This window comes from Enterobacter sp. BIGb0383 (assembly GCF_003751845.1).
In the GTDB taxonomy this organism is placed as follows: Bacteria; Pseudomonadota; Gammaproteobacteria; order Enterobacterales; family Enterobacteriaceae; genus BIGb0383.
Window position 1 is genome coordinate 68,686 of the sequence record NZ_RJKQ01000001.1, and the last position, 23,758, is coordinate 92,443.

General features: G+C 39.2%; 27 protein-coding genes. 25 read left to right on the forward strand and 2 right to left on the reverse strand.

Going from position 1 to position 23,758, the window contains the following annotated elements:
* From EDF81_RS00360 to EDF81_RS00435, 18 genes are all read left to right on the forward strand, one after another.
* Nucleotides 1-549 (forward strand): hypothetical protein, encoded by a 549-nt coding sequence (locus EDF81_RS00360; protein WP_123345228.1) that lies wholly within the window; start codon nucleotides 1-3, stop codon nucleotides 547-549.
* Nucleotides 549-2,075, forward strand: coding sequence for a phage portal protein (locus EDF81_RS00365; protein ID WP_123345229.1), 1,527 nt, complete (start codon nucleotides 549-551; stop codon nucleotides 2,073-2,075). Before EDF81_RS00360 ends, EDF81_RS00365 begins: the two co-directional genes overlap by 1 nt.
* On the forward strand, nucleotides 2,017-3,900 hold the full coding sequence (locus EDF81_RS00370) for a phage major capsid protein (RefSeq protein WP_123345231.1): 1,884 nt from the start codon (nucleotides 2,017-2,019) through the stop codon (nucleotides 3,898-3,900). Before EDF81_RS00365 ends, EDF81_RS00370 begins: the two co-directional genes overlap by 59 nt.
* 10 nt (nucleotides 3,901-3,910) lie before the next feature.
* A complete protein-coding gene (locus EDF81_RS00375; protein WP_123345233.1) occupies nucleotides 3,911-4,237 on the forward strand; it encodes a hypothetical protein in 327 nt (108 codons plus the stop codon).
* Nucleotides 4,237-4,629, forward strand: coding sequence for a hypothetical protein (locus EDF81_RS00380; RefSeq protein ID WP_123345235.1), 393 nt, complete (start codon nucleotides 4,237-4,239; stop codon nucleotides 4,627-4,629). The genes EDF81_RS00375 and EDF81_RS00380 overlap by 1 nt, the downstream gene beginning before the upstream one ends.
* A gap of 10 nt (nucleotides 4,630-4,639) precedes the next feature.
* A complete protein-coding gene (locus EDF81_RS23840; RefSeq protein ID WP_148049888.1) occupies nucleotides 4,640-7,054 on the forward strand; it encodes a hypothetical protein in 2,415 nt (804 codons plus the stop codon).
* 1 nt (nucleotide 7,055) lies between these two features.
* On the forward strand, nucleotides 7,056-7,433 hold the full coding sequence (locus tag EDF81_RS00385; RefSeq protein WP_123345236.1) for a tail fiber assembly protein: 378 nt from the start codon (nucleotides 7,056-7,058) through the stop codon (nucleotides 7,431-7,433).
* A 58-nt stretch (nucleotides 7,434-7,491) separates the two neighbouring features.
* Nucleotides 7,492-7,944, forward strand: coding sequence for a hypothetical protein (locus EDF81_RS00390; RefSeq protein ID WP_123345238.1), 453 nt, complete (start codon nucleotides 7,492-7,494; stop codon nucleotides 7,942-7,944).
* Between the two features lie 54 nt (nucleotides 7,945-7,998).
* The gene (locus tag EDF81_RS00395) at nucleotides 7,999-8,295 is read left to right on the forward strand and encodes a hypothetical protein (protein WP_123345240.1); all 297 of its coding nucleotides are present in this window, start codon (nucleotides 7,999-8,001) and stop codon (nucleotides 8,293-8,295) included.
* Nucleotides 8,296-8,327: 32 nt separating this feature from the next.
* Entirely contained in the window at nucleotides 8,328-8,693 is a 366-nt protein-coding gene (locus EDF81_RS00400; RefSeq protein ID WP_260232624.1) for a hypothetical protein, read from the forward strand.
* Entirely contained in the window at nucleotides 8,680-11,121 is a 2,442-nt protein-coding gene (locus EDF81_RS23995; protein WP_184999436.1) for a hypothetical protein, read from the forward strand. Before EDF81_RS00400 ends, EDF81_RS23995 begins: the two co-directional genes overlap by 14 nt.
* A gap of 127 nt (nucleotides 11,122-11,248) precedes the next feature.
* Nucleotides 11,249-11,806 carry a hypothetical protein gene (locus tag EDF81_RS00410; RefSeq protein WP_123345242.1) on the forward strand — a complete coding sequence of 186 codons (558 nt, stop codon included), beginning with the start codon at nucleotides 11,249-11,251 and terminating at the stop codon, nucleotides 11,804-11,806.
* Nucleotides 11,806-12,441 carry a DUF2163 domain-containing protein gene (locus EDF81_RS00415; protein WP_123345243.1) on the forward strand — a complete coding sequence of 212 codons (636 nt, stop codon included), beginning with the start codon at nucleotides 11,806-11,808 and terminating at the stop codon, nucleotides 12,439-12,441. The genes EDF81_RS00410 and EDF81_RS00415 overlap by 1 nt, the downstream gene beginning before the upstream one ends.
* Nucleotides 12,431-12,823 carry a DUF6950 family protein gene (locus tag EDF81_RS00420; RefSeq protein WP_123345245.1) on the forward strand — a complete coding sequence of 131 codons (393 nt, stop codon included), beginning with the start codon at nucleotides 12,431-12,433 and terminating at the stop codon, nucleotides 12,821-12,823. Before EDF81_RS00415 ends, EDF81_RS00420 begins: the two co-directional genes overlap by 11 nt.
* Entirely contained in the window at nucleotides 12,824-16,033 is a 3,210-nt protein-coding gene (locus tag EDF81_RS00425; RefSeq protein WP_123345247.1) for a fibronectin type III domain-containing protein, read from the forward strand.
* A 43-nt stretch (nucleotides 16,034-16,076) separates the two neighbouring features.
* On the forward strand, nucleotides 16,077-16,376 hold the full coding sequence (locus EDF81_RS23845; protein WP_148049889.1) for a hypothetical protein: 300 nt from the start codon (nucleotides 16,077-16,079) through the stop codon (nucleotides 16,374-16,376).
* Nucleotides 16,377-16,464: 88 nt separating this feature from the next.
* Nucleotides 16,465-17,025, forward strand: coding sequence for a hypothetical protein (locus tag EDF81_RS00430; protein ID WP_260232625.1), 561 nt, complete (start codon nucleotides 16,465-16,467; stop codon nucleotides 17,023-17,025).
* 37 nt (nucleotides 17,026-17,062) lie between these two features.
* Entirely contained in the window at nucleotides 17,063-17,335 is a 273-nt protein-coding gene (locus tag EDF81_RS00435; RefSeq protein ID WP_123345250.1) for a hypothetical protein, read from the forward strand.
* A gap of 12 nt (nucleotides 17,336-17,347) precedes the next feature.
* Here EDF81_RS00435 and EDF81_RS00440 read toward each other — a convergent pair whose 3' ends face one another.
* The gene (locus EDF81_RS00440; RefSeq protein WP_123345252.1) at nucleotides 17,348-17,794 is read right to left on the reverse strand and encodes a glycoside hydrolase family protein; all 447 of its coding nucleotides are present in this window, start codon (nucleotides 17,792-17,794) and stop codon (nucleotides 17,348-17,350) included.
* 37 nt (nucleotides 17,795-17,831) lie between these two features.
* On the opposite strand from EDF81_RS00440, the gene EDF81_RS00445 reads away from it, so the two are divergent.
* From EDF81_RS00445 to EDF81_RS00460, 4 genes are read left to right on the forward strand one after another with little or no spacing between them, the layout of a single operon-like run.
* Complete coding sequence (locus EDF81_RS00445) at nucleotides 17,832-18,272, forward strand: hypothetical protein (protein WP_123345254.1); 441 nt, start codon at nucleotides 17,832-17,834, stop codon at nucleotides 18,270-18,272.
* Entirely contained in the window at nucleotides 18,269-18,853 is a 585-nt protein-coding gene (locus EDF81_RS24000; RefSeq protein WP_260232626.1) for a hypothetical protein, read from the forward strand. The genes EDF81_RS00445 and EDF81_RS24000 overlap by 4 nt, the downstream gene beginning before the upstream one ends.
* Nucleotides 18,853-19,164, forward strand: coding sequence for a hypothetical protein (locus EDF81_RS00455; protein ID WP_123345255.1), 312 nt, complete (start codon nucleotides 18,853-18,855; stop codon nucleotides 19,162-19,164). Before EDF81_RS24000 ends, EDF81_RS00455 begins: the two co-directional genes overlap by 1 nt.
* Nucleotides 19,161-19,454 (forward strand): hypothetical protein, encoded by a 294-nt coding sequence (locus EDF81_RS00460; RefSeq protein ID WP_123345257.1) that lies wholly within the window; start codon nucleotides 19,161-19,163, stop codon nucleotides 19,452-19,454. The genes EDF81_RS00455 and EDF81_RS00460 overlap by 4 nt, the downstream gene beginning before the upstream one ends.
* 23 nt (nucleotides 19,455-19,477) lie before the next feature.
* Here EDF81_RS00460 and EDF81_RS00465 read toward each other — a convergent pair whose 3' ends face one another.
* Nucleotides 19,478-20,440 (reverse strand): hypothetical protein, encoded by a 963-nt coding sequence (locus tag EDF81_RS00465; RefSeq protein WP_123345259.1) that lies wholly within the window; start codon nucleotides 20,438-20,440, stop codon nucleotides 19,478-19,480.
* Between the two features lie 887 nt (nucleotides 20,441-21,327).
* On the opposite strand from EDF81_RS00465, the gene EDF81_RS00475 reads away from it, so the two are divergent.
* From EDF81_RS00475 to EDF81_RS00485, 3 genes are all read left to right on the forward strand, one after another.
* Nucleotides 21,328-21,549 carry a DUF2188 domain-containing protein gene (locus EDF81_RS00475; protein ID WP_221180799.1) on the forward strand — a complete coding sequence of 74 codons (222 nt, stop codon included), beginning with the start codon at nucleotides 21,328-21,330 and terminating at the stop codon, nucleotides 21,547-21,549.
* Between the two features lie 497 nt (nucleotides 21,550-22,046).
* Nucleotides 22,047-22,796 (forward strand): MipA/OmpV family protein, encoded by a 750-nt coding sequence (locus EDF81_RS00480; protein ID WP_123345260.1) that lies wholly within the window; start codon nucleotides 22,047-22,049, stop codon nucleotides 22,794-22,796.
* Nucleotides 22,797-22,887: 91 nt separating this feature from the next.
* Entirely contained in the window at nucleotides 22,888-23,742 is an 855-nt protein-coding gene (locus tag EDF81_RS00485; protein ID WP_123345262.1) for an aldo/keto reductase, read from the forward strand.
* The last annotated feature ends 16 nt before the right edge of the window (nucleotides 23,743-23,758 follow it).

A 23,758-nucleotide genomic window follows, 5' to 3' on the forward strand; every position in this document is an offset into this window, starting at 1 on the left:
ATGGCAAACATTTTACCAGAAATAATCTATATGACGATGAATCCATATGATTTTTATGTACGTATGCCACCACATTCAACACTAGTAGTTAACTATCTCTCTACCGGGGATAGTACTTCTATTGATAACTTTGCAAGTACAGAAGAAGCAACTTTAATTACATTCGCAATTACTGGAGCAAACGATAAGATATTCTGTATTCTTTTTGATAATGCAAAAGGCACTAATACTAACTTCGTCAGTGAACTGATTGATCCTAAGAAATACACAACAGAGTATTCACAGTTAGTTAAATTGATTAAAGAAATCGATGAAGTGATTGCAGTCAAAATCGCAGGTGGTGGCGTATACAGCACAACAATTAATAATAAAACGTTAGTATCTGAAACACTAACCAACTTAGAGAATATGCGTATCCGTTATATCAAACGTGCAAATTCTTTATGGGCAAGTATGAATGATCAACCCGTTAATGGTAATGGTAAACCATTTAAGAGCGTTACGGTGTTTCGTGATCCTAACTATCCAAATAGATGGGGTACACGCTAATGTTCTGGAATAAAAAACCAAAAGAAGAAAAACCAGTAGTTAAACCACAGGCAAGTAAAAAACGTTTCATTGAATCACCCCAGAGTAATTTAAAGCGTGACCTACAAGCAGTACGGGGTATGAGTACACCAGTAATTAGCTTTGGTTTCACGTCTGGTACTGGTTCAGCAAACATAAACAACATCATCCGTTGGTTTCTAAGCGAATGGCGTAACGCATCCCGTGATTCTGTTATGAAAACCCCGATTGGGCGTAAGTACATGAACCTTAGTGTCGATGGTGTTGTTGGTGCTGAAGGGGTTTATATCAAACCTAATCCTTCATTAGATAACATGGAAAGCGATGAACTCCATGTACTCAGTCAGAAGCTTGAAAAGATTTTTGACAGATGGGCATATGATGCAGACCGTTTTAGCATTGACGGCTCAATGACACTCGATCTTTTTCAACAAACAGTGGAAAAGGTTCGGGTAACAGATGGTGAATGCTTTATTCGTATTCATAATGTTAACGGTACTATCAAAGTTGAAATTATTGATGCAGCACGACTAACACAATTGAATAACCAATGGTTAGATAATGGTAACTATATCAGTAACGGTATTGAATTTAACCAGTACCATAAACCTGTTAATTACTACTTCTGTATCTACAATCCAATCACCTATACCTACGATGCAACTAGTTTTGAAATAATTCCAGCTGGCGAAATATGTCATTACTTCATTGCTGATGCGATGGGGCAGGAACGCGGTGTACCGGATATGATCAGTACTGCAAAAACTATGGAAGATCTGAAGAATTTCACTGAAGCAACATTGATTGCAAAACGTGTTTCGGCGAGTACCACAGCATTCATTACTAATAACAATAATGAAACTGACCAGGTTGATTTAATGGCAGGTGAAGAAGATTCAATTGCTACCTATACAGAATACCTTGAAGCCGGTGCCATCTTTGAACTTGGTAAGAATCAGGACATTAAGACTGTAAATCCACAAAGTGGTGTTGATCGCATTGGTGAGTTTACAGATGAACTGATGAATCAAATCAGTATGGGTCTAAACGTTACTAAGCAATCCCTAATGGGTAGTACTGCCGATGCTTCATTTAGTGCCGCCAAATTAGCAGAACGTCTACAGGCTACAACATTCCGTACTCGTACTAATGCTCTTATTAGTAAAGTACTAAAGCCAATCTATCTAGCATGGATGAAGAACGAAATGCTAAATAACAATAGTCTTAATCTCTCTTTCTCTGATTTCGACGATTTAGTATGTGCTCGTTATATTCCAGTTAAACCAATCAGTTTAGATCCTACAAAGGATATTCAAGCTGAAATTATGCTACTTGATGCAGGACTTAAATCTAAAACTCAAATCATCAGTGAAATGGGCGGTGATCCACGTATCACTATGGAAGAGATAGCAAAAGAGAAGGAAGAAAATAATAAGGAAATAGAATCAAATGGATTTGAAACTAAACAAACAGAAGAGGGAACTAACGATTCCAGTACAGGCAGTTAATGCTGAACAACGTACAGTAGAAGTAGCCTTTTGTTCAGAACAACCAGTAAGCCGTATTATCGATGATGAACTCTACTATGAAATCCTCCTATGTGGTGAAGAGAACGTAGATTTACGCCGTCTTAATAATAAAGGTGCAGTACTTTTCAATCATGACCGCGATAAATTACTCGGTGCAGTTGTTAATGCTCGTATGGATTCTGATCGTATAGGTCGTGCAACTCTTCAGATAAGCAAAGTAGGTCTTGGTAATACCATGTGGGAAATGATTCAGGAAGGAATCTTATCTCATATTAGTATTGGCTATAACATCTACGATTATCGTATGGAAGGTAACAATATTATCGTTACCAACTTTGAAATATATGAAATTTCCCTTGTAACAGTACCAGCCGATGAAACGGTAGGTATTGGTCGCTCTATGGATTCTGATGAAAATCTTCGTGATGTATTAGAAGAAGAGTTAGAAGCCGCCCATGAAGACGAAAACATAAATAGTAGTAATGAAACTATTGAAGAGGAACGTCTCATGGAAGAAGAACAGGGAATGGAAGAAACCCGCCTTGATAATGAAGAATACGACATTAAGGAAGCTCTAATTGTCGATAATGATGAAAATGGTGGTGTGGCTAACATTGAACTAAGTGATGGTGAATTAGAAGAATTAGTTTCTAAACGTCCAGAACTACTTAAGAAATTACAACAGGGTATAGAACCTGAAACACTAAATAGTGAAGAGACAGATGAAGTAGAAGATAAGCGTGAAGAAGAAGAACGTAAGCGTGAATTAACTAGCATTGGTCAGGTAATGAACATTGACGTATCAGAGGCAATTGAAAAAGGAATTTCAGTTTCTGATTTTAAACGTCAACTAAATACAAATAAAAATCCACAAGTTAAGGAAAACAAAATGGAAAAAACAATTATTAATGGTCTAATTCGTGCAGCCGCTGAAGGTAAACCATTTGAAGGTTCCCGTCTAGAGGTTCCAGTAAATCAATTAGTACGTGCTACCTCTACTGCTCCGGCTACTGGTGGTGCTTTGGTTAAAGAAGTTTATGTTGATTCTTATATTGATGTACTTCGTGCAAACTCTATCTTTGCACAACTACCAATTCAAACTTATTCCGGTTTAGAAGGTGAAGGTAATTTAGTACTACCTAAGCTATCTACCGACTTTACTCAAATGTTCGCAATGATCGTTGAAGATGCTGATTCACCACTAGTTGATGCGAACTTTGAAAAACTAGTTCTAAAACCACAGACTTTCTCTGGTTCCGTACCAATCACACGTACTCTAATTAAGAGTGCAGATACCGCAGAACGTTTCGTACAAGATGCAATGGTTCGTGGTGCTGGTCTTAAACTTGAACGTCTAATTATGGATCAAGTAGTAGTAGCAGCTCCTAGTACAACTCTAACCGCAGCTCCTACTCAGGAAGACGTACAAGAAGCTCTAGCAGTACTAGCAACAGCGAATGTACGTATCGATAACGTTGTTGCAATCGTACACCCAGCGACCGCAGCTATCCTACGTTCTACCCTAGTTGGTGCTAACACCGCAGCAAAATACATGATTGAAGGTTTCCGCTTTGAATCCTGGCTATGTGATTCCGTTCGTGTAATCGAATCTACTCAAGTAGCAGCAGGCCAAATCGTATTCGGTGACTTTAGCAATGTAGTACTAGCTTCCTGGGGCGGCCTAACTGTTGACCGTGATGATACTACTCTACGTGCTTCACAAGGTATCGTACTTCGTACCTTCGCTTACATCGACCATGCACTAGCACACGATGAAGCTTTCTATGTAGTTAAACTAGCATAAGGATAAAACCATGAGGGCATTTAATGAATCACAATTAAATGTGTTTCTAAATGCCTTTGGTCAATCTATCGAAACTTCTACGGGAATTACTTTTACTGGAATTGTAGAAGTAATTCCCGTTTCCATTGATACGGGTGGTGGTGGATTCATTGAAGGTGAAGAAACATATGTAAGTGCAAAAAAAGCAGACATTGTGACTGCTGGAGTAACAATTAATTCAGTACTGATAATTGAAGGTGAAAACTTTGTTGTCTACAACATCGTTGATGACCTATCTGGAATGGTTAACGTTTACTACCGCACTGAACAAGGACAATCATTTGCGGAGAACTACTAATGCAAATCATAACTAAAGTTAGACAAGTAATGAAAACGTTGATTAACGCCAAAAAGAATCTAACTATTTCCCGTGATGCTGATGTATTCACTGAAGTTGCATTTAATTTTGATATGCAAAGTATTACATACGGGAAACAAAGACAAGTAGCTAATTGTACAATTCAGTACTTAGTATCACCTAATCCTGATAGTACCAATACAGCACCATCAGTAACATACGATCAGATCATCAGTGCTTTTGATTCTGCTAAAGCTCAAGCATTTAAAGATGCGGATTTGATCATACTTGGATATTCATATGAACAATCTGATGTTGACGTTGATCCTACAACTGGCACAGTAAGTTTGTCCTTCTCTATAAATATACTAGTAACAGAAAAGACAAGATAAGGATAAATGTATGGATATATTTTCTGGTAACGTTTTTACGTTATCCTATACTACGGACTTGGAGAATGTATTCCCTCAGTCTACATTTAGTACAAAAATTAATGAACTTGCTGCATTACCAACTCTTGAAGTTAGTTCTAAGGTTAATGAATATGAAGTTTATAATAATGATCATTCAACTAAGCTTTTAGCTGAACAACAAATAGCACCATTGGCAATTGTAGTTAATTACATTCCAACTGACAGTACTCATCAGTTTCTTGATAGTGCGGCAGATACAGGGCAGGAATTCCAAATAGTTCTAAAGTACAGCGAAACATCTGAAGCAACTACATATGCAATAGTCAACGGACAGATCTCAGGTGCTAGTGTTAGCGGTGGTAAGGATTCAGCAGTTCAAAAAACTTATACATTCCAAACTACTGATTTGGTAGCAAGGGCTGGGATCATCGATGCTTTAGCACCACTATATGAAGGTGACTATGGGGTTGGTTCCAATGGGCAATTTGTACCCCAATATGAACCAGATGAACCCACTGGAAACTCATTCATTAAGATCCCTGCTTCACAGCAAAGTAATCCTACTGGTACTGATATGATGGGTGTTGCCCTGGTTGATGAAGGTACATTTTCATCTATCGCACTAACGAAAAGTGGTTCATTGTCTATTTTCGCTAAGAATCAAAACACAGCATGGACACGTATACTTACTGCAACACAAATAGCTAATCAGTATGTACCTCTAACACGAACTGTTAACGGTAAAGCTTTATCTGATAACATTACACTGAATAGTACTGATACAGGTTCACTAGCAATTAGTAATAATCTTTCTGATCTACCAAACAAGGCAACAGCACGTAATAATTTAGGTGTTTATTCCTCTGGAGAAGTTGACCAGCTCAATAATCAGATACAGAGTGACATTAATGATCAGAGTACTGAAATTGACTCAATAAAAACTAATCTTGATGAATTCCAAACAAGTACTAATGATTCATTATCTAATGTTAATTCAAGACTAACAACAGTAGAGTCGGACTATGTTCCTAAAACAACCACAGTAAATGGACAACCACTATCAGGTGATGTAACAATTACATTTGATGCATACACTAAAGCAGAATCTGATAGTACTTTCGTTAAACAAACAACCACAGTAAATGGACAACCATTGTCTGGTGATGTAACTATTGATACATTAACATTGACTGGTGATGATTTAGTACTTCCTGGTGATATTACAAGCCCTGAATTCAACGGTTCACTTAAAGATTATATCGATAACGCTACACCTTCTATTGATGCATACACTAAAGCAGAGTCTGATAATAAATTCGTTGCTCAAGTAACTACTATAAATGGTCATGCATTGTCAGATAACGTAACAGTTACTAAAGGTGATGTAGGACTTGGCAATGTAACTAATGATGCTCAGTTGAAAATAAGTAGTAATCTTGGAGATTTAGAAAGTGTAAGTACTGCTAAATCTAATTTAGGGATTGACCGTTTTACACAAAGTACGACATTCGTTCGTTTGCAAAGTACAACTAATACTAACGGTACTCAATTAGTTCTTGCAGATGGTGGAGGCTTTGCCATTCAGACAAATGCGGGGGTAACAGTACCTATTTCGATCAGTTCTGGTGGAACAGGTGCAACTACTGTCTCTAATGCGAAAGTGAATTTGCAGGTAGATAATCTTGAGCAAACTAATGGTTACACAGTTGTCAAAGGGCCGGGAGCTAATGCAAGTCGAATTGGTTTCATAAGTGATGGACAAATCCTTTTCCAAAATTCACTTGGAAATAACATAGGTCTACCAATTACTGCTGGCGGTACTGGTGCAATGTCTGTTGCTGATGCTCGTGCTAATCTTGGTGTAACTAGATTTAGTAGTACTGCACAAACTACTACAGTAACATCACCAGATGGTGCATCTATTCTTTTCGTGAATAATGCCGGTGATTGGGGTTGTATTGTAGCTCCAGATGGTGCAGCTAAACCTCTTCGTGTTGATCGTGGCGGTACTGGTTCTGTTACTGCGGCAGGTGCTCGTACTAATCTTTCCGTATACAGCAAAGGTGAAATTGATGCAGTAATTAACCATACAGTAATACCAGGAACAATTAGCCCAGGGCAGCGTGTAGTACTTGGTAATCCATATGGAGCGAGTGTTCCTGTTATTGTTGAAGCAGAAGTATATGTATATGGCATGTGGTTTAAAACTGGCTGGATATACAATAGTAGTAGCAATCAGTCATTTGGTGTTATGGCAAGTTACATTGAAGGTACTGGAATAGTAGTGCAAGCCGGAAGTTTTATCGGAACATCTTCTGGTCTAACTGGTGACGGTTCTGGACAAGCAGGGAATATTTCTGGTCTAACACAATTTCGCATACAAATTTGGAGAGTGAAACAATAATATGAAACTAATATATGTATATACCGGTGACTATAGATCATACGGGACGAATAAAGAATTATGGGGTGGTGAAACCATACCAGTACTGGTATCAGATGATTTCAGTGGTGGGAATGTAACATATGATCCAGATAAAGAAATCTGGATTGAAGATCCTCCTTATATTCCAACCGAAGAAGATTTGAAACGTGACTTTGAATCAATAAAAATATTCTTGCTAGATGAAGCTGTGCGTATTACTTCGGATTTACGTGTTGAGTTACTTCTTGATATGATTAGTGATGAAGATAAAGAACGCCTCACAATTTGGGTGGCTTATAGTAAAGCTGTAAAAGCAACTGTTTATGGTGAAGAGTGGCCTGTAAAATCGGAGGCATGATAAATAAAGTAAATAATGGGTAAAAGGAATTTACCTAATCTTATATAAGGAAATAATAATGGATATTTTTTCAGGTGCTAATCTAAAAGTAGAGGTTGGCAGTGCTGGCACTACTTTAGCAACGGATTTTAAAGAAGTACCGGAAGTTGGTGCATTCACTACTTCAGGCTTTGAAAGTACTGTAATTGATGTTGTCACTTTTAACAGTGCTTATAATCGTAAATTACTTGGTACTAAATCAATTCCCGATATTGAACTAACTGTAAACTACCTACCAGATGATGAAGTTCATCAAGAGCTAGAAACACTAGCTGATGCTCAGAAACGTTGTCAGGTACGTCTTAGCTATTATGAAGATGCAACACATACTACTGGATTCTATGTAGTCTATAACTGCTTCGTATCTTCAACCACTATTGCAGGTGATAAAGATGCTGTAGTTACTAAGGCATTCAACCTGGCTGTAGATGGCGGTGCAGTCGTTAGCGGTATTTTACCAGTAACACCATAATATACTAAATAAAGGGAAGGGTAATATCTTCCCTTTTTTTATTGGAGAAACAAAATGAATCTTAATGAGTTAAAGAAAAAACTACAACCAAAACTACACAAGTTCGACATTGAAGGTACTGAACTATATATTCATCGTCCATCTGGTCGCGATATGCCTCAATGTACTGACATTCCATCCACACTAATTCTATGTGTTAAAGATGAAAATAGTGATCCCGTATTCAGTGACAAAGATGAAGAAGGGCGTATTAATGTCGATAGTATTGATTGTACATTCCAGGTGAAAATCTATGAAGCTATCATTGCACTATTGGAAGTTGATAAAACTGATGAAATTGAAAAAAAGTAAGAAGTGATCCCCATTTACAATATTATCTCAAAATGATTAATAAACGGGGGCTTACTCCCGCAGAATTTGATGAACTTGAGCCTGAATTGTTTGAGTACTTAATGATATATGACGCATATATTGAACCATCTGGTACAAGAATAGATATGTTATTTCATGCTCACCAGTGTTATACCATGACACTTAATAACCCAAACATTACTGATTCATTACGGAAGTCATTGCGTGTAGATGATTTCGATTTCTTGGATATTCTCAATGCAAATAATTTGTCTTTTAATGAAAAACAAGAAAAACGTAAGAAAGATAAGGAAGAGAAACAAGCCAATGACATTAAAGCACTTGGCGAACAAATGAAAAAAATGGCATTAGGGAAAAATAATAATGGCAAGAAATAATGGAATTAGATTTGATATTGATGGTGATGCATCTGGTCTTAACCGTGCTCTTAATGAGGCATCGGATACACTCGATGATTTCAGTCGTGATGCGGGTGGGGCTGCTGGGGACTTAGCAGGCCGTCTATCTAGTACGTTCGGAAAAGCTGGGTTAGCGTTAACGGGTGTTGCTGGGGTTGTGGCGGTTGCCGGTGCGTCAATGGCTGCTACGTTCGCTGCTGTAGCGAATGCTGCTGAACGCTCGTTTGAAGTGTTTCAGGCAGCATCATTATCACAGATGGGGATCACCCAAATTCAACAGATGGCACAGATGTATGCGAAGGTTGGCCTTTCTATGGAAAACATCGCAGACCAACAGAAGGACATTAAGGACCGATTAGGCGATGCATTAACTAACAATGCCGGATCAATGTATACGGACGTAATTCAGCCATTGAAATTGAACATCCTTGAGCTACAAAAGATGGCAGATCAAGGTGAAGATGTTTATGCAAAGATCTACTTTGCAGCTAAAGCTCAGGGTCTTAGTACAGCTCAGATGGTTAATATGTTTGAAACTATGGGTTCAGATGCAACCAAACGATTAACAGTACTTAAAGATTATAATAACGAGCAAGAATACAATAATACTCTATTAGGTAAGCAGGCAGCGTTAACAGATGAACAAAGCCGTCAGTTTGAAAAGTACCGTGATAGTACTAATGAACTATCTAATGCATGGGAGAAATGGAACTATTCAGTACTCGCACCAATAGCAGGTAATCTAGCTGAAATACTAAACCTGATGACACGTATTTTAAATAGTAAGCCAATTGAAGCCGCAGCTACAGCTACAGGCAAAGAAGGTATTGAGATTGTTAAGAACTACCAGCAAGGCTTTCAACAAGAACTACTATCTAACAGTTCAATTTATGGAAAGCAATTGGCAGATGATCAGAAAGCAAATCTGAAAGTATTCAATGAAAATATCAAGTTTGCATTAAAGCAGGCCGAAGAACTTCAAAGCGATATGGAAACCTTAGCCAAACAATATAATGCTGGCATAGAGAAAAGTACTATCACTGCGGCTATGAAACCTTTTCAGACAGCTAAGGAACAAACACAAGCTAAGATTGATGCTCTTGATACTCAGTACCAACAAACTAAAGAAGCAATTGAAAAGAGTGTTATTCGTGCTTATGGTAATGATCAAAAGGCAATGAAAGCTGATGTTGAAAAGCTAACGGCAGGGTATCAGAAAAGCCGTGAAGCGTTGGTTAAAGCACTAACGGCAGAAGAAGATAAAGCCGCTGAAGATGCTAAGAAGAAAGCAGAAAAGAACGCAAAGGATGCTGAAAATTTAGCTAAGAAGAACGCCGCCGAACGTCTTAAAGCAGAAACGGAACTTCAGAAAGCTATTAGTGATATGACTATTAATAGTAATGCACGTCAGTTATCTGAATTCGATAGACAACAACAAGCTTTAGTAAAGACTATTAAAAACAGTGCTAAACAGTTAGGTCTATCACAAGGTGAATTGACTAATCTTCTATCTCAACAACAAGTATCAGCAGCAGCTAAACGTACTGAAATGGTTAACGGTATGATTGGTTATCAAGATCCTAATAAGGGACTCAGAGACACTAACGCACTAATCGGAAGTGGTAATCTCAGTAGTCAACAAACTGGATTCCTTGCCGACCAACAAAACCAACGTATCAATGGTGATAATCCATTCGCATATGACAATACAGAACAGAAGCTAAAAGATAATACTGATGCTCTTAATCTTGAGTTACAGCAGAATGATTTGTTACTACAGGGTCATGAAGACTATGAGAAACGTAAAGCGGAGATTACCGCTAAGTACAATGCTCAGGCCATCACGATCAGCCAACAGAACGCACAGGCACAGTTAAGCGTGTTCAGTGGTGCGGCACAGTCATTATCTGACGGTATGGTTGCCGCGTTTGGTGAATCGTCTGGTGCTGCGAAAGCGGCGTTTATGTTGAGTCGCGGTATTACGATTGCACAGACAGTACTTTCTATCCAGTCAGCATTAGCACAAGCCCTGGCAACGCCATTCCCGGCTTCACTGGCGGCCTATGCTCAAGTGTTAAGTTTGGGTATGTCCATTATCAGTACTGCCAAGGGAGCTGCTGGACAGTTCCACGGTGGTATAGATGAACTACCAGCAGGGTATGATAATAAGTCGTTCGTACTGAAAGCTGGGGAACGTGTGGTACAGCCAGAAGCCAACCAGAAGCTTACTAAGTTCCTCGATAGCCAGGATAGTACTGGTGCAACCGCAGGTGACATTATTGTCAATGCTCCACTGATCATCCAGGGCGATGTAGCAGGGGATGATGCGAAGTTCAATGAGATGTTGAAGAAGCACGAAAACAGCGTTGTACAGGCCGTTCGATCCAGTCAGAAACGAAACTCCTAATCTTAGTGGTAGCACCCCAGTATCTCTATTATAAAGATCATTAGTTGTTGGGGTGCTACCGCTAACACATCAAAAGGGGCTTCATGCCTTTTTTTTCATAAATACCCCATATAAGAAAGAGGTTTTCATGGTTACATTTTCAAATCAAATCAAGGTAAACAATTTCCAGATAAAAAGTACTGAACCAATTTATTCAAATCAGTCATGGACTGGTCAACGAATCATTCGTAGTACGGGAATTCAATATTACCAAATACAATTTCAATTATCTTTTAACATTAAGGAACGTGCAGAAGTAACTAAGTTCATTGCTGAATACTCTCAAGGCAAACCATTCCAAATGTCATTAGGTCATTTAAGTACTTACACAGGTACACAAACTGGAGCAGTAACAGTACAGACAAGTGTTAACAAAGGTTCAATGATCATACCTGTCAGTACTAATACATTAGCAGTGGGTGAATGGATACAATTCACTAATCATAAAAAGATATATCGAATAGTTGAACAATCAGCTAGTAGTATCACTATCTTCCCGGCATTGAATAGTTCAGTTCAAGCATCTGAACCATTATTTTACGATAATTTAGTTATTGAAGCAGTACTAGACACTGAGAACGATTATTCGATGCCAGTTGAAACAGTATCTGTACTTCAACTAAAGGCAATGGAGCACATCACATAATGGATGATAACATTTTAACTAACCCAGTACTTCTAAGGTATTGGGCCTTAATGAAAGGTAAAGAAAAAACACGGCTAAGTATTACAGATGTAATGTCTATGGGGGTTCATGTCACGTGTTTTGATGTTCTACCAAATGGAAGTAGTGCTTTTTTCTGGACTGATGGCCTAATTGATATAGTACTAAATGGTAACACTTACACAAGCTTTCCAGACATTATCCAAAAATCATTACCATCATTTAGTGAAGAAAAAGGCATTAGTAATGATTCCATTAATTTCAAAATTAGCAATGTGAATGCATCAGTACGCCAACTTGCATTAGGTGGATTTCTTAAAGATGCGAAGATGAACATTCGTCTGGTAATCCTCAATCCATTTGACAGTACTGTTATCTACTCAATGTTAATGTTTTCTGGATTCATTGATTACTGTCAGGCAGTAGCCGATCCTAATTCACCTATTAACGAAATGACAGTATATGTAAATAGTGTATATAAGAAATTAGACAGACAAGCCCCCGTAATAGCCGCCAACTCAGTATATCAATCATATTATAGTGGTGATCAGTACTTTAGCTTACTAGGACAGGTGAATCAGTCTCAAACATGGCGGTATAGGAAGAATGACAGTTAAGCATAACGACATTATAAAAATCATCGAAACAGCATTAGGAAAACCACATGAAGTAGGTACGAACGATTGTAATATTATCGTTATGCGTATTATTGATCTGATTGCCGGTACTAAATGGTCAACTACTTTGAATTATAAAACTATAAGAAGTGGTATTAAACAATTAAATGAACTTGGTTTTAACAGTACTCAAGACATAGTACATCAATATTGTGATGAAGTATCAGTAACAATAGATGGTGATATTTGGCTTGATGATGATAACCCCCTAATCATGGGTGTTGTTGTAAGTGGGCGTGTACTTGGCGTTAATGAAGAACACGATACGTTTGTACTAATCAATAAACCAAAAGGAAAATATTACAGAACAAGGAAGATCTAAATGGGCAGTATTTCAAAAATGGGGTTTATCGGGGCGATTGTTACTGCAATTGTGGTCGCGGCAGCGGTCTACTTTTCAGGTGGTACAGTATTAGCCGCCGTAGGTTGGGGTGCAGCCGCAGGGGGGCTTAGTCTTGTAGCAACAAGTATGATGAGTCAAATCGGTACTCAACAGTACGGGGATGTAACAGATACTCTAAGCCGTTCAACATCCCCTACAACCGGATTACCAGTACTTTACGGTGGTCAACTACCGCATAAAAACGGTATTAGTGGTGGATCATATATACTCACTGGTTCAATTGTTAGCTGGTATAACGTCCCTGGTGGTGATTCATATTATCTATTCAGTGAACAAGCAGTTTCATACACTGGTGTAGAAAAACACATTCAACAGATTTACATTGATAATGAACCAGTACTGGTTAATCCAGTAACAGAAGATGGTATTGTATCTAATAGTTCTATTTCAAGTCGTTTTGCACCTTATCTACAGCTTGAGGTACGATTTGGTGGTGATTATACCACTACTAAAAGCCTGGCTAGTCAATATGCTGGTCCTAAATGGTCTAATCAATTTTTAGGTAAAGGTATCGTTAGTATCAGTGTTGTCATTTTTAAGACACAAGATTCACTTGAAAACAATATACTGACAAATGATCGATTCACATTGACAGCAGAAATGAAAGGGCAAGTGATTTATGATTTAAACACTGATACCCGTTTTGCTTCAAGTAATCCACCATCCATAATTTATGATTATCTAACAAATAATATCTATGGAATGAGTATTGATCCTGCTTTGATTAATATTGAATCATTCAAGGAAACGGCAGCGTACTGTGAACAACTTGAATATTATGCTAATGGTTCGGTGAGCTATCAAAGTACTTACAAAGAGAATATCGAAGGTATCCTACAATCTTTCGGCGGGATCATGTTCGTGCATGGTGGGCAGATATGCCTAACCACAGACCGTAAAACGCTCCCTGTAGCGTCGTTTGATGAAAGTACTATGTTCGGTTCAGTGCAACTCAGCACGTCAGGAAGCACCGATTACTTCAACACAATCGATGCTAAATGGACTAACACTGAATCGATGTACACCACTGACGTTCTACGGATGCCACCAGACATTAGTACTGATGAAGCAATACGTTCAGATGGTCAGATAATCACTCTCAGCAGGGATTACAGTTGGGTATATGACAAAGACACGTTAGCACGTCTTGTAAACGTAGAATTGCGTAAGGGCCGTTACAGCCTACGTACCATCAGTTTCACAACTAGTGAAGGATGGGATCTGTCAGTATGGGACTCCATCACAGTTACCAATGAAGAATTGGCTATTAGCGGTAAGTTCAAAGTACTGTCTAAGAACGTATCAACCGATCAAGAAAACATCGGTTACGTAACCATTAGTGCCGTTGAATATCCTGATGATATTTTTGATGGTACTGATGATGGGGTATTCTCACCGGGTGGGGTTATTGATTTCCCAGTTCTGAATGTTCAACCGCCATCTAATGTATCAGTGGTACGTTTCGGTACTATAACAAGTGGTTCAGCCGTTAGTGTTTCATGGACTGCTTCACAAGATCCTTACATTCGCGGTTATAACATCTACTATAAGCTATCAACTGCTTCATCATGGTCTTATGTCGGTAGTACTTCAACACAGAAAACTGACTTTGAAATATACGGATTATCAGAAGATGAAGAATATGATTTTGCTGTAGCAGCATACAATAATCTTGGATTAGTAAGTTCTAAGGCTTCACTAGATGGGGTTATACCAACATACAATTTTGCTCTACCGTCAGTTACAAGTGTTCAGCTATCGAATAGTACTACATCGCCATATATCACGGATTCAAGTGATTTTAATATTACATGGGATAACCAGAAGGATATTTTAATCAATGGTCGTACTTTTACTGATTACTTCAAGTACTATCAAGTTGATGTTTATAATGGTACTGAGTTTATTAAATCGTTCTATACACAAGATAACTTCTTTAACTTTACTCTTGCGATTAATGAAAGAAAGATTCGTAAACCAACAATCAAGATTTCAGGACGTGGTTATAATTCTGGTACTTTCTCTGATGAAGTCAGTATTACAGTAGAAAACAAACAATGTTTAGCACCTACTGGTACTATCACATTCACGGGTGGCTTTGGTAACTTGTTTGCAACATGGATACAATCAACAGAACGTGACTATGCCGGGGCAGTAATTAACATAACTTCAGATACAGTAAGTACTCTATTTGTTTCTAATAAACCAGAGTTTGATTCAATACCAAATATCGCTGATGGTACATATCTAGTTAAGATGGGTTTCTTTGACGTATTTGGTCAGGACAACATTCAGTACTCAGCAGAACAACAGGTAATCATTACATCAAAGTATCAGTTTACAGAAAGTGATGCATCAGAGATTGAAGACATTATACATCTTGATGATCGTCTTAATGAGACACTCAATAATGCAGTGAATGAGAGTAACGAATATACCAATACTCAGATTACAATTGTACAGAACAATATTGATGAAAACATTACGGCACAAATCACCGAAATGAATCAAACCATTGTTGATAATAATAATGCTCAGACTCAATCTATCATTCAGTTAAAATCTGAAGTTGATGATCAGGTAGCAACAGTTAACCAATTGATGGAAACTAAAGCAGACGTTGATACTGTTAACAGTTCATATACGCTTTCAGTTAATGCTAACGGTACTGTAGCTGGTTTCAAACTACTCGCTTCAGATGGTCCAGCTAGTAATAGTGCAATATATTTCACTGCTGATAAATTCATCATAACACCATCTGATGGTGTAACGGCGGGTTCAGCACCTCCATTCTCTTTAGTTGATGGTTCGGTATATCTAAATACGGCAATCATACGGCAAGCAAGTATCGGTACTGGATTAATTCAGGATGCCAGTATAACAAACTTAAAATTAGCGAATGGATCGGTAAATACCTTGAATGTAGTAGATGGTGCAATCACTAATGCTAAAGTAGGTAATCTACAAAGTAATAACTTCGTTAATAATACATCAGGATGGCAGATTGATAAAGCTGGCAGTATTCAAATTAACGGTACTGGTGGTACTGGTCGAATGACGATTAATAATAACATCATTCAAATATGGGATAATAATAATGTCCTACGTGTAAGAATGGGGTTGTGGTAATAACAGTGGGCGAGTAATGCCCACTTAACTAAAAGGAAATGATATGGCACAGGGATTACAGTGCTGGGATGCTAACGGTGTAATGGTCGTTGATATTGGTGATTATAATATGCGTTACATGGGTACACGTACTCTTAATGTTACTCCAAACATAACATCATGGAATATTGCATTTCCCGGAATGCGTGTTAATGGTTGGTTAGCAGTACAGAGATTAACAATTACATCAAACAATATATTTTATTGTATTCCAGGAAATGAATCGTTTGCGGTTCAGTACCTACCAACAACTGGAACGTACCCACAAACTATAACTTTTGATATATATAAGTACGGTGAATAATATGTCGGGATTTCAACTTTATAATTCGAAGGGGTTTTTGACTATTGATTCTTCGAATAAGTCAATTGTAACCAGTAGAATGACTAATATGGGTACTATTACTGACAGAGGTTATTATTCAATCGATAGTGCTTTTGGGAATGGTAGTACTCTTGGATTTATGCAAGCAAACTTCTTCCCTACATCTGGGCTAATCTGGTTTCAACCAACAGTAGACGGACGTTATAACTTCCCGGGGGCGAATATGTACGATCCCGGTACTGGGCGTTTTATGTTTTCAGATTTCACTACACCAATCGTATCTGGTTATCTTGATACATATGATGCTAACGGTACTTTGGTCTGGTCTGCTGCAAGTGCTGGTACAATGCCACGTATACGCGATTTCTTTACAGTACCACCAACGCATAATTTAGGTACTGCTATTACTCTCAATACATCATTTGCTAATCCGTGGATTTGCGTAAGCCAATGCCCCGGTAACTTATCAGACGATGGTGATAGGGTAGGTTATTCGGGGATACTAATTCGAAGGAATTCTAGTACTTCATTTTCATTACAGTATGTTAATCAATTACAAAAGAATTATACTCAAGCAATGGGTAGTAATGGATTAAACATAGCAATAGCATCCTTTACTGGTTATTAATATAAATACTATATAATAATTATAATGGGTATTAATAATGGACGTATGGACTATATTAACTTGTGTAATTGCTGGTTTAGGTCTTATGTGGGTAATCTTTAGAGATAGAACATCAGATACTAATGATCTACTTGACCGTATGTCTGATGTTGAAAAAACTTTAGCTTTACATGATAGTGCGATTGAACGATTACAAGAAGAACAAGATGAAATGAAAACGTCACTTAAAAATCTAGAGGTGCAGATACACCAACTCGATTTGAAAATTGAACGTATTCTAACAATCTTAGAAAATAAAAAAGGGGCTTAATTGCCCCTTTTATTATTTGTTGATTAGTTGTCTAATCATATCATTAACTCGATTAGGTGTTTGACGATACCAAAGACTATCCTTAGCCTGTCGTACTGCTTCAGAGTAATTCTGTACTTTAAGTGCTTCAAGCATTCTACGGAACTTGCGTACTCCGCCTAACCCTAATTGAAATACCATTATTACTAGAAATTCTTCCCAATCAGTAGGTACTGTTAGCCCCAGTGAACGTACACCTGCTTTTGCCTTTTCAATGTCTTTTGCCAGAAGTAATCCAGCATCCATTGGTTCTAATCCATTACTGAAATCTTCACCGGGTAGTACTAGATGACCATAACCAATAGTCTCAAATCCTAAGCTGTCTTGATAAGTCCAAAACTTCCCTTGTCGGAAGTAACCTAATTTTTGTTGGTACTCTTTAGTACCTTCATATATTTCTAATCTTGTTTGTAGGTTCATTATTAATTCCTTTTCATAAATACACTCAGAGGTATTTATGAGAATTAATAAGAATTGGAATATGCATAATCCTGATAACTGGAATCTAGATGAAGTAGAAAGTGGGAGATATGCAAGTTTTGTTTATGTAATCAAGTTTGATGATGGTAGTTATTATATAGGCAAAAAACAGGTTTATAAGGGCTTACGCGACATAGCCAAATTGAAAAGTACTACCCAATCATCCAACTGGCCTACATACACAGGTAGTAGTAAAAGCGTTAATGCAATGATTGATGCAGGTGAAGATTATGAGAAATACATTCTTTATTGTTTCAAGACTGATGCGGAAGCAACAATAGTAGAAACAGCATTGATTTCATTCTTTGGACTTCATCCTGATAATCTCAATAAAGCTATCATGTGTAAGGCGAGATTGCCCAAAAATAGAATTGAATTATTCAATATACTACAGGAAATTATTGAGGAATTATCATGATTAGAGTAAGGACAACAGTAACGGGTACACGAACAACTCAGGAGTACCTTAACCGTTCTGGTCAAAAGTTAGGTAATCAATTCCAGAAGGAAATTATTACCAGGGCAAGGGCATTATCGGTACAGATGCAAACTGATATGAATAATGCAGTTGATAGAGGTCCAGTATCGTTTACACAACGTTCTGTACTATTCACATTTAAAAAGACAGGTAAAAGTAGTGTACGTGCAAGTATTCTAATCAAGGATGTACAAGCCAACTACCTACACGAAGTACTAGTTAAACCAAAATCACTCGGTAAATTTATACCAACTTCATCAGCCCGTTTAACTAAACAGGGTAACATTTCTGGGTTGAAAAATAACTTATCTAAGAAGCGATATATCATTGTTGAAAGTGGTGGTAAGAAGAGATTGATCGATACCAGTAAGAAAGACACAAAGAAACGCACTAAACGTATCATTGGTGTGAAGGAATCAAAGCGTCGTCAATTGATCTATGACTTCTATGAAAAAGCAGAACAAGGGGCAGTACTGATACTATCAGATATTCGCGGTACATTTAAACTAAGGAATGGTTAATGAATTTTGAACGACATTATGAAGAACAAACAGCATACATTACTCTAGGTGGTGAAACACCAATAGCTAATAGTATGCCTATCAATAAGTGTTTTCTAGGTAAGAAATTCCAGAAGATACTAAAGAATGAAGGTTTAACAGTAAACTGCTTTATGAATGTCTGCTATGACAAGTCGCAGAGTTTTACTGAAGGAACCATTATGAAATGGAAACTAAGAGAAGAAGAGATTGATGTTTACCTAATCGAATCTAAAAAGCTTTTTATAAAAGGTAAACACATTTGGGCGTATTGTGTAGGAATAGTAGAATGATAAGTATAATCCTAGATTTAATTAAAACTGGTATGGATTTCTTCGTTAAGAAGAAAACTATTGAACAGGATATTAAAAAGACTAATGCCGAAGGGCAAATTGAAGTAAACAAAGAAGAGATAGAAAAGGTATCTTTCCATTGGCGTAATGCTCTTGGATTTGTACTAACGCTAATCATTCTTTACAACTGGATCATAGTACCGCTACTTGATGCCTTTGGTATCGTGGTTATACAAGTACCATTGGGGCAATTGTTGCAAGTACTATTGATTATGGTAGGTGGTAGTTAAGAGGAAGCCCACCAGGGCTTTCCTTAATCTATTTCTGTATTGTTATAAGTGTTGTGACTAAAAGTATCTTGCTGTCTTTTTGCCACGGACTTTAAAAATTCAGTGACAGGGGTTATGTATTCCTCCCAACGCTCTGTATTAAACTTAGATACTATCTTGTATACTAAGAAAATTGGATGGTGAGTGTAATTGTAATTTATGTAATATGTATTATTGGTTTCTTTTTCTAGCTTTTTGAAGTATGGGTGATAATTAAATACTCCATCCCTTTCATGGATTGCGATTTTTTTTGAAATGTTTATGATTTCTAGTGTTTCATCTATTTCCTTATAAATATCATCCAGCTCAAACTCTATGTGTTTTTTGTTGTTGTCATCCTTTGCTATTTCCAAATATCCTTTCAACTCTTCAACCCTTTTATGAAAAGGTTTTTTAGTCATTTCTGAAGTAATCTCTTCCACCATATTTTTTAAATTCAGTTCAGGTTTTCCTCTGGTGTTTCTTTTAGATAAAACATCATTTGGTATTTTAAAGCTGGTTATGCGACTGCTTATTGCATTAGTTATGTTTTTTAATTGCTCAGGAATAAAATCCCCTTCGTATGTCTCTGATATTACCTGTTGTATGTCATTAGCACTTATGTCACCATCAATTACTCCTATTACTTCCAATGCTTTAGTGTTTCCAGATTTTATTAATTCCTCTGAGTAGAGAATGCATCCTGCCAACGATACAATTATGTTAGACCATGAGCCGCAGCGTCTGAATTTAAAAGAGCCTACGTTCATGTCCTTATGGCTAAGAGCGTTGGCAATTAATTCTTCTGCAACCTTATCCTCGCAAAATACAATGACGGAAGGGATTTTGTATGCTTGAGAAATACCAGATGATATAATTTCAATTTTTGTGGAGTCACCATGTTTACTTTTTGAGATAGATTGTGTTCCAATAATCCCAATATTGCCTCCCAGCTTTATTGTATTCATAATTCAGTTTTCCTCTATTAAGTGTATTGAGATTTTACTATTATTTCATAAATACCCGTGCAACTACTGTGAAAGGGTATCTTATGACAAGAATTACTCAAAAGGAATCAGCATTACACATTCAGGTGATGTGTCTAATCCACTCTGATAAGCAACTAACGCAAGACAATAAAGAGTCTATCTTCAACAACTACAAATGGCGATGGGGTCGGGGCTATTGGTGCTTTCTTCACACCTGAAATGCTTGCATGGGATTTCATACTTGATGCAGGCTGTACAGGTGACGGTATTGCACTGCGTAAGGGTACCGATCGTCTCAGTTACTACCAGCACATCCAAAGTAATCCTACGGACATTACATGCGTCGAACTTAACCCTAGATACGTGATGATTGGAAAGAAGGTACTACCTGAGGCGGAGTGGATCACTTGTGACGCTATTCAGTACTCATCAGACCGTTTCTATGATGTTGCTTATGGGAATCCACCATTCGGTAAGATCAATACATCAGAAGCGTATACAGGCCGTTTCAAGGGAAGTGAGTTTGAGTACAAGATGATTGAACATGCCAGTAACTTTGCCTCATATGGGGTACGGATAGTACATCAGGGTTCAGCAGGGCTTAAGTACTCTGGACATAGGTAATATGACCCTTCAGTACAGACATCTAAGCACCAGAAGTTCGTGAATGATACGGTTACACATTCCATCCTGGTTGCGGTATCGACATCAGTATCTACAAAGATGATTGGAACGGTACAACGATGATTTGTGAGGTAGTGACAGTTGAGTACTAAAAATGTGATTTCAAGCAAGCGTAACGCAACATATAGTGTCTATAATTAAAGGTGACACCATATGGTGTACTTCATGTAGCGAGTAACATTATGGGTAAAAACCAACATGTAGTGCCTCACAACGGGCAATGGGCTGTCAGAGGTGCAGGCAACGGAAGAGTGACTTCAACTCACAGTACTCAGCAAGAAGCTATAGATGCTGGGCGAGTTATTTCTCGTAATCAGGGGAACGAATTAGTTATTCATCGCCCTAACGGACAGATTCGAGATAGCGACTCACATGGGAAGGATCCTTACCCACCGAAAGGTTAATGCTCATTATGACAAAAGAGGCTTATGGCCTCTTTTTTGTCTTTTCACAAATGTTCCCATTGATTTTTGTATGCGTCCTTTCGTTTTTTAGCACAGGTAAAGAGCCGTTCGTATGAATAGTGGAGGCTCCCGGAAGAGATAACCGAACGGCGATACGCATCATCCAGCAACCCTTATGCCAGGTTGTTGAGGGAGAAACATGGGCCCGGTCGGCGATACACCTTCTTAAAATTAAGCGTAGATGGCATTTGCAAAACTTGCATGCTGGTCAAAACTAATTTCAATGACATATCAATAACTCATCCATAAATTCCCATATATGCGCAATACCGCTGCGGCGGGTTTAATCAGGCTGTCATCGGGCCGTCACGGGAGCGTCATCCCGGCGCGGGAGAATGAAGGGTTTCGCAATGTAAGTTATCGGTAAAATATTTTTGGGTTGAAGGTAAACCGCGGTTAAACTTGAGACGCTGATTATTTGATACGGGAAAAGGATTGTGAACAAATTCAAACTTGTGGCTTTAGCTGTTGCGGCAGCGACGTCTGTCGGGATTGCGCAGGCGGAAAGTAAATTTACGCTGGGAGCCGGTATCGGTATTGTTGAAAACCCCTACAAACAATACGATAACGACTTGTATCCCGTCCCGGTTGTTAACTACGAAGGGGATAGCTTCTGGTTCCGCGGCCTGGCGGGCGGTTACTACCTGTGGAATGACCAGAGCGATAAGCTCTCTATTATGGCCGCTTACTCACCGATGCACTTTAAGCCGGGCGACAGCGATGACCGCCAGCTGCGTCAGCTGGATCGCCGTAAAAGCACCGCAATGGCTGGCTTCTCTTATACTCATGCCACGGAACAATATGGTTTCCTGCGTACCGCGGTGCTGGCCGACGTGCTCGATAACAGCAACGGTTTCGTCTGGGATCTGGCATGGCTTTATAGCTATACCAACGGCGGCCTGACCTTAACGCCGGGCATCGGTGTTGAGTGGAACAGCGACAAGCAGAACGACTACTACTATGGTGTTTCCGGCTCAGAATCCCGCCGCAGCGGTCTGAATAGCTATGATGCGGACAGCGGCTGGAATCCGTACCTGGAGCTGACGGCGACCTACCGCTTCCTGGGCGACTGGAGCGTCTACGGTACCGCACGTTATACCCATCTCTCCGATGAAATTAAAGACAGCCCGATGGTCGATAAGTCCTGGAGCGGTCTGCTTTCAACCGGAGTCACCTACAGTTTCTAACTGTGCATTCTCATAGTGCATTCCGTGCATTCAAACAGGGCGTTACGCCCTGTTTTGTTTTACGGTGGAGCGAGTGTCGCAGGAGGATGAGATGACAGAGAAAACGATTCGTTTTAGTGGAGATATTGCGCTGCCCGCCATCGGTCAGGGCACCTGGTATATGGGGGAGAGCGCCGGTCAGCGTCGGGCCGAAGTGACCGCCCTGCGGGCAGGTATTGACCTCGGGTTGACGCTGGTGGATACCGCCGAAATGTACGCCGACGGCGGTGCTGAAGAGGTGGTCGGTGAGGCGTTACAGGGGCTGCGCGACCGGGCTTTTCTGGTCTCTAAAGTCTACCCGTGGAATGCCGGGGGTAAAAAAGCGATTGCCGCCTGTGAAGCCAGCCTTCACCGCCTGAAAACCGACTATCTGGATCTCTACCTTTTGCACTGGCGCGGGGGCTACTCGCTGGCCGAAACCGTCGAGGTGATGGAAACCCTGGTCGATCAGGGCAAAATCCGCCGCTGGGGCGTCTCCAATCTCGATTATGACGATATGCAGGAGCTGATGCAGGTTGCGGGCGGCGATGTCTGTGCCACCAATCAGGTGCTCTATCATCTCGCCTCACGCGGGATTGAGTACAGCCTGCTGCCCTGGTGTCAGCAGCAGCACATGCCGGTTATGGCTTATTGCCCGCTGGCCCAGGCCGGTCGGCTGCGCAGCGGCCTGTTGAATAACGACGTGGTCAATAAGGTTGCGTATGCTCACCGGGCGTCTGCCGCACAGATCCTGCTGGCATGGGTTATCAGCCATCAGGGCGTCATGGCGATCCCGAAAGCGTCCAGCATCAAACACGTGGAAGAAAACGCGGCCGCGCTGGCGATTACGTTGAGTGCGGAAGAGCGTGCAAGTCTTGATGCCGCATTCCCGGCGCCGAACCGTAAAACGCCGCTTGACGTGGTGTAAGCAGAGAGTAACCCTC

Coding starts and splice junctions, on each gene's coding strand:
- EDF81_RS00360 (WP_123345228.1), top strand. CDS start 1: ATGGCAAACATTTTACCAGAAATAATCTATATGACGATGAATCCATAT.
- EDF81_RS00365 (WP_123345229.1), top strand. CDS start 549: ATGTTCTGGAATAAAAAACCAAAAGAAGAAAAACCAGTAGTTAAACCA.
- EDF81_RS00370 (WP_123345231.1), top strand. CDS start 2,017: ATGGATTTGAAACTAAACAAACAGAAGAGGGAACTAACGATTCCAGTA.
- EDF81_RS00375 (WP_123345233.1), top strand. CDS start 3,911: ATGAGGGCATTTAATGAATCACAATTAAATGTGTTTCTAAATGCCTTT.
- EDF81_RS00380 (WP_123345235.1), top strand. CDS start 4,237: ATGCAAATCATAACTAAAGTTAGACAAGTAATGAAAACGTTGATTAAC.
- EDF81_RS23840 (WP_148049888.1), top strand. CDS start 4,640: ATGGATATATTTTCTGGTAACGTTTTTACGTTATCCTATACTACGGAC.
- EDF81_RS00385 (WP_123345236.1), top strand. CDS start 7,056: ATGAAACTAATATATGTATATACCGGTGACTATAGATCATACGGGACG.
- EDF81_RS00390 (WP_123345238.1), top strand. CDS start 7,492: ATGGATATTTTTTCAGGTGCTAATCTAAAAGTAGAGGTTGGCAGTGCT.
- EDF81_RS00395 (WP_123345240.1), top strand. CDS start 7,999: ATGAATCTTAATGAGTTAAAGAAAAAACTACAACCAAAACTACACAAG.
- EDF81_RS00400 (WP_260232624.1), top strand. CDS start 8,328: ATGATTAATAAACGGGGGCTTACTCCCGCAGAATTTGATGAACTTGAG.
- EDF81_RS23995 (WP_184999436.1), top strand. CDS start 8,680: ATGGCAAGAAATAATGGAATTAGATTTGATATTGATGGTGATGCATCT.
- EDF81_RS00410 (WP_123345242.1), top strand. CDS start 11,249: ATGGTTACATTTTCAAATCAAATCAAGGTAAACAATTTCCAGATAAAA.
- EDF81_RS00415 (WP_123345243.1), top strand. CDS start 11,806: ATGGATGATAACATTTTAACTAACCCAGTACTTCTAAGGTATTGGGCC.
- EDF81_RS00420 (WP_123345245.1), top strand. CDS start 12,431: ATGACAGTTAAGCATAACGACATTATAAAAATCATCGAAACAGCATTA.
- EDF81_RS00425 (WP_123345247.1), top strand. CDS start 12,824: ATGGGCAGTATTTCAAAAATGGGGTTTATCGGGGCGATTGTTACTGCA.
- EDF81_RS23845 (WP_148049889.1), top strand. CDS start 16,077: ATGGCACAGGGATTACAGTGCTGGGATGCTAACGGTGTAATGGTCGTT.
- EDF81_RS00430 (WP_260232625.1), top strand. CDS start 16,465: ATGGGTACTATTACTGACAGAGGTTATTATTCAATCGATAGTGCTTTT.
- EDF81_RS00435 (WP_123345250.1), top strand. CDS start 17,063: ATGGACGTATGGACTATATTAACTTGTGTAATTGCTGGTTTAGGTCTT.
- EDF81_RS00440 (WP_123345252.1), bottom strand. CDS start 17,794: ATGAACCTACAAACAAGATTAGAAATATATGAAGGTACTAAAGAGTAC.
- EDF81_RS00445 (WP_123345254.1), top strand. CDS start 17,832: ATGAGAATTAATAAGAATTGGAATATGCATAATCCTGATAACTGGAAT.
- EDF81_RS24000 (WP_260232626.1), top strand. CDS start 18,269: ATGATTAGAGTAAGGACAACAGTAACGGGTACACGAACAACTCAGGAG.
- EDF81_RS00455 (WP_123345255.1), top strand. CDS start 18,853: ATGAATTTTGAACGACATTATGAAGAACAAACAGCATACATTACTCTA.
- EDF81_RS00460 (WP_123345257.1), top strand. CDS start 19,161: ATGATAAGTATAATCCTAGATTTAATTAAAACTGGTATGGATTTCTTC.
- EDF81_RS00465 (WP_123345259.1), bottom strand. CDS start 20,440: ATGAATACAATAAAGCTGGGAGGCAATATTGGGATTATTGGAACACAA.
- EDF81_RS00475 (WP_221180799.1), top strand. CDS start 21,328: ATGGGTAAAAACCAACATGTAGTGCCTCACAACGGGCAATGGGCTGTC.
- EDF81_RS00485 (WP_123345262.1), top strand. CDS start 22,888: ATGACAGAGAAAACGATTCGTTTTAGTGGAGATATTGCGCTGCCCGCC.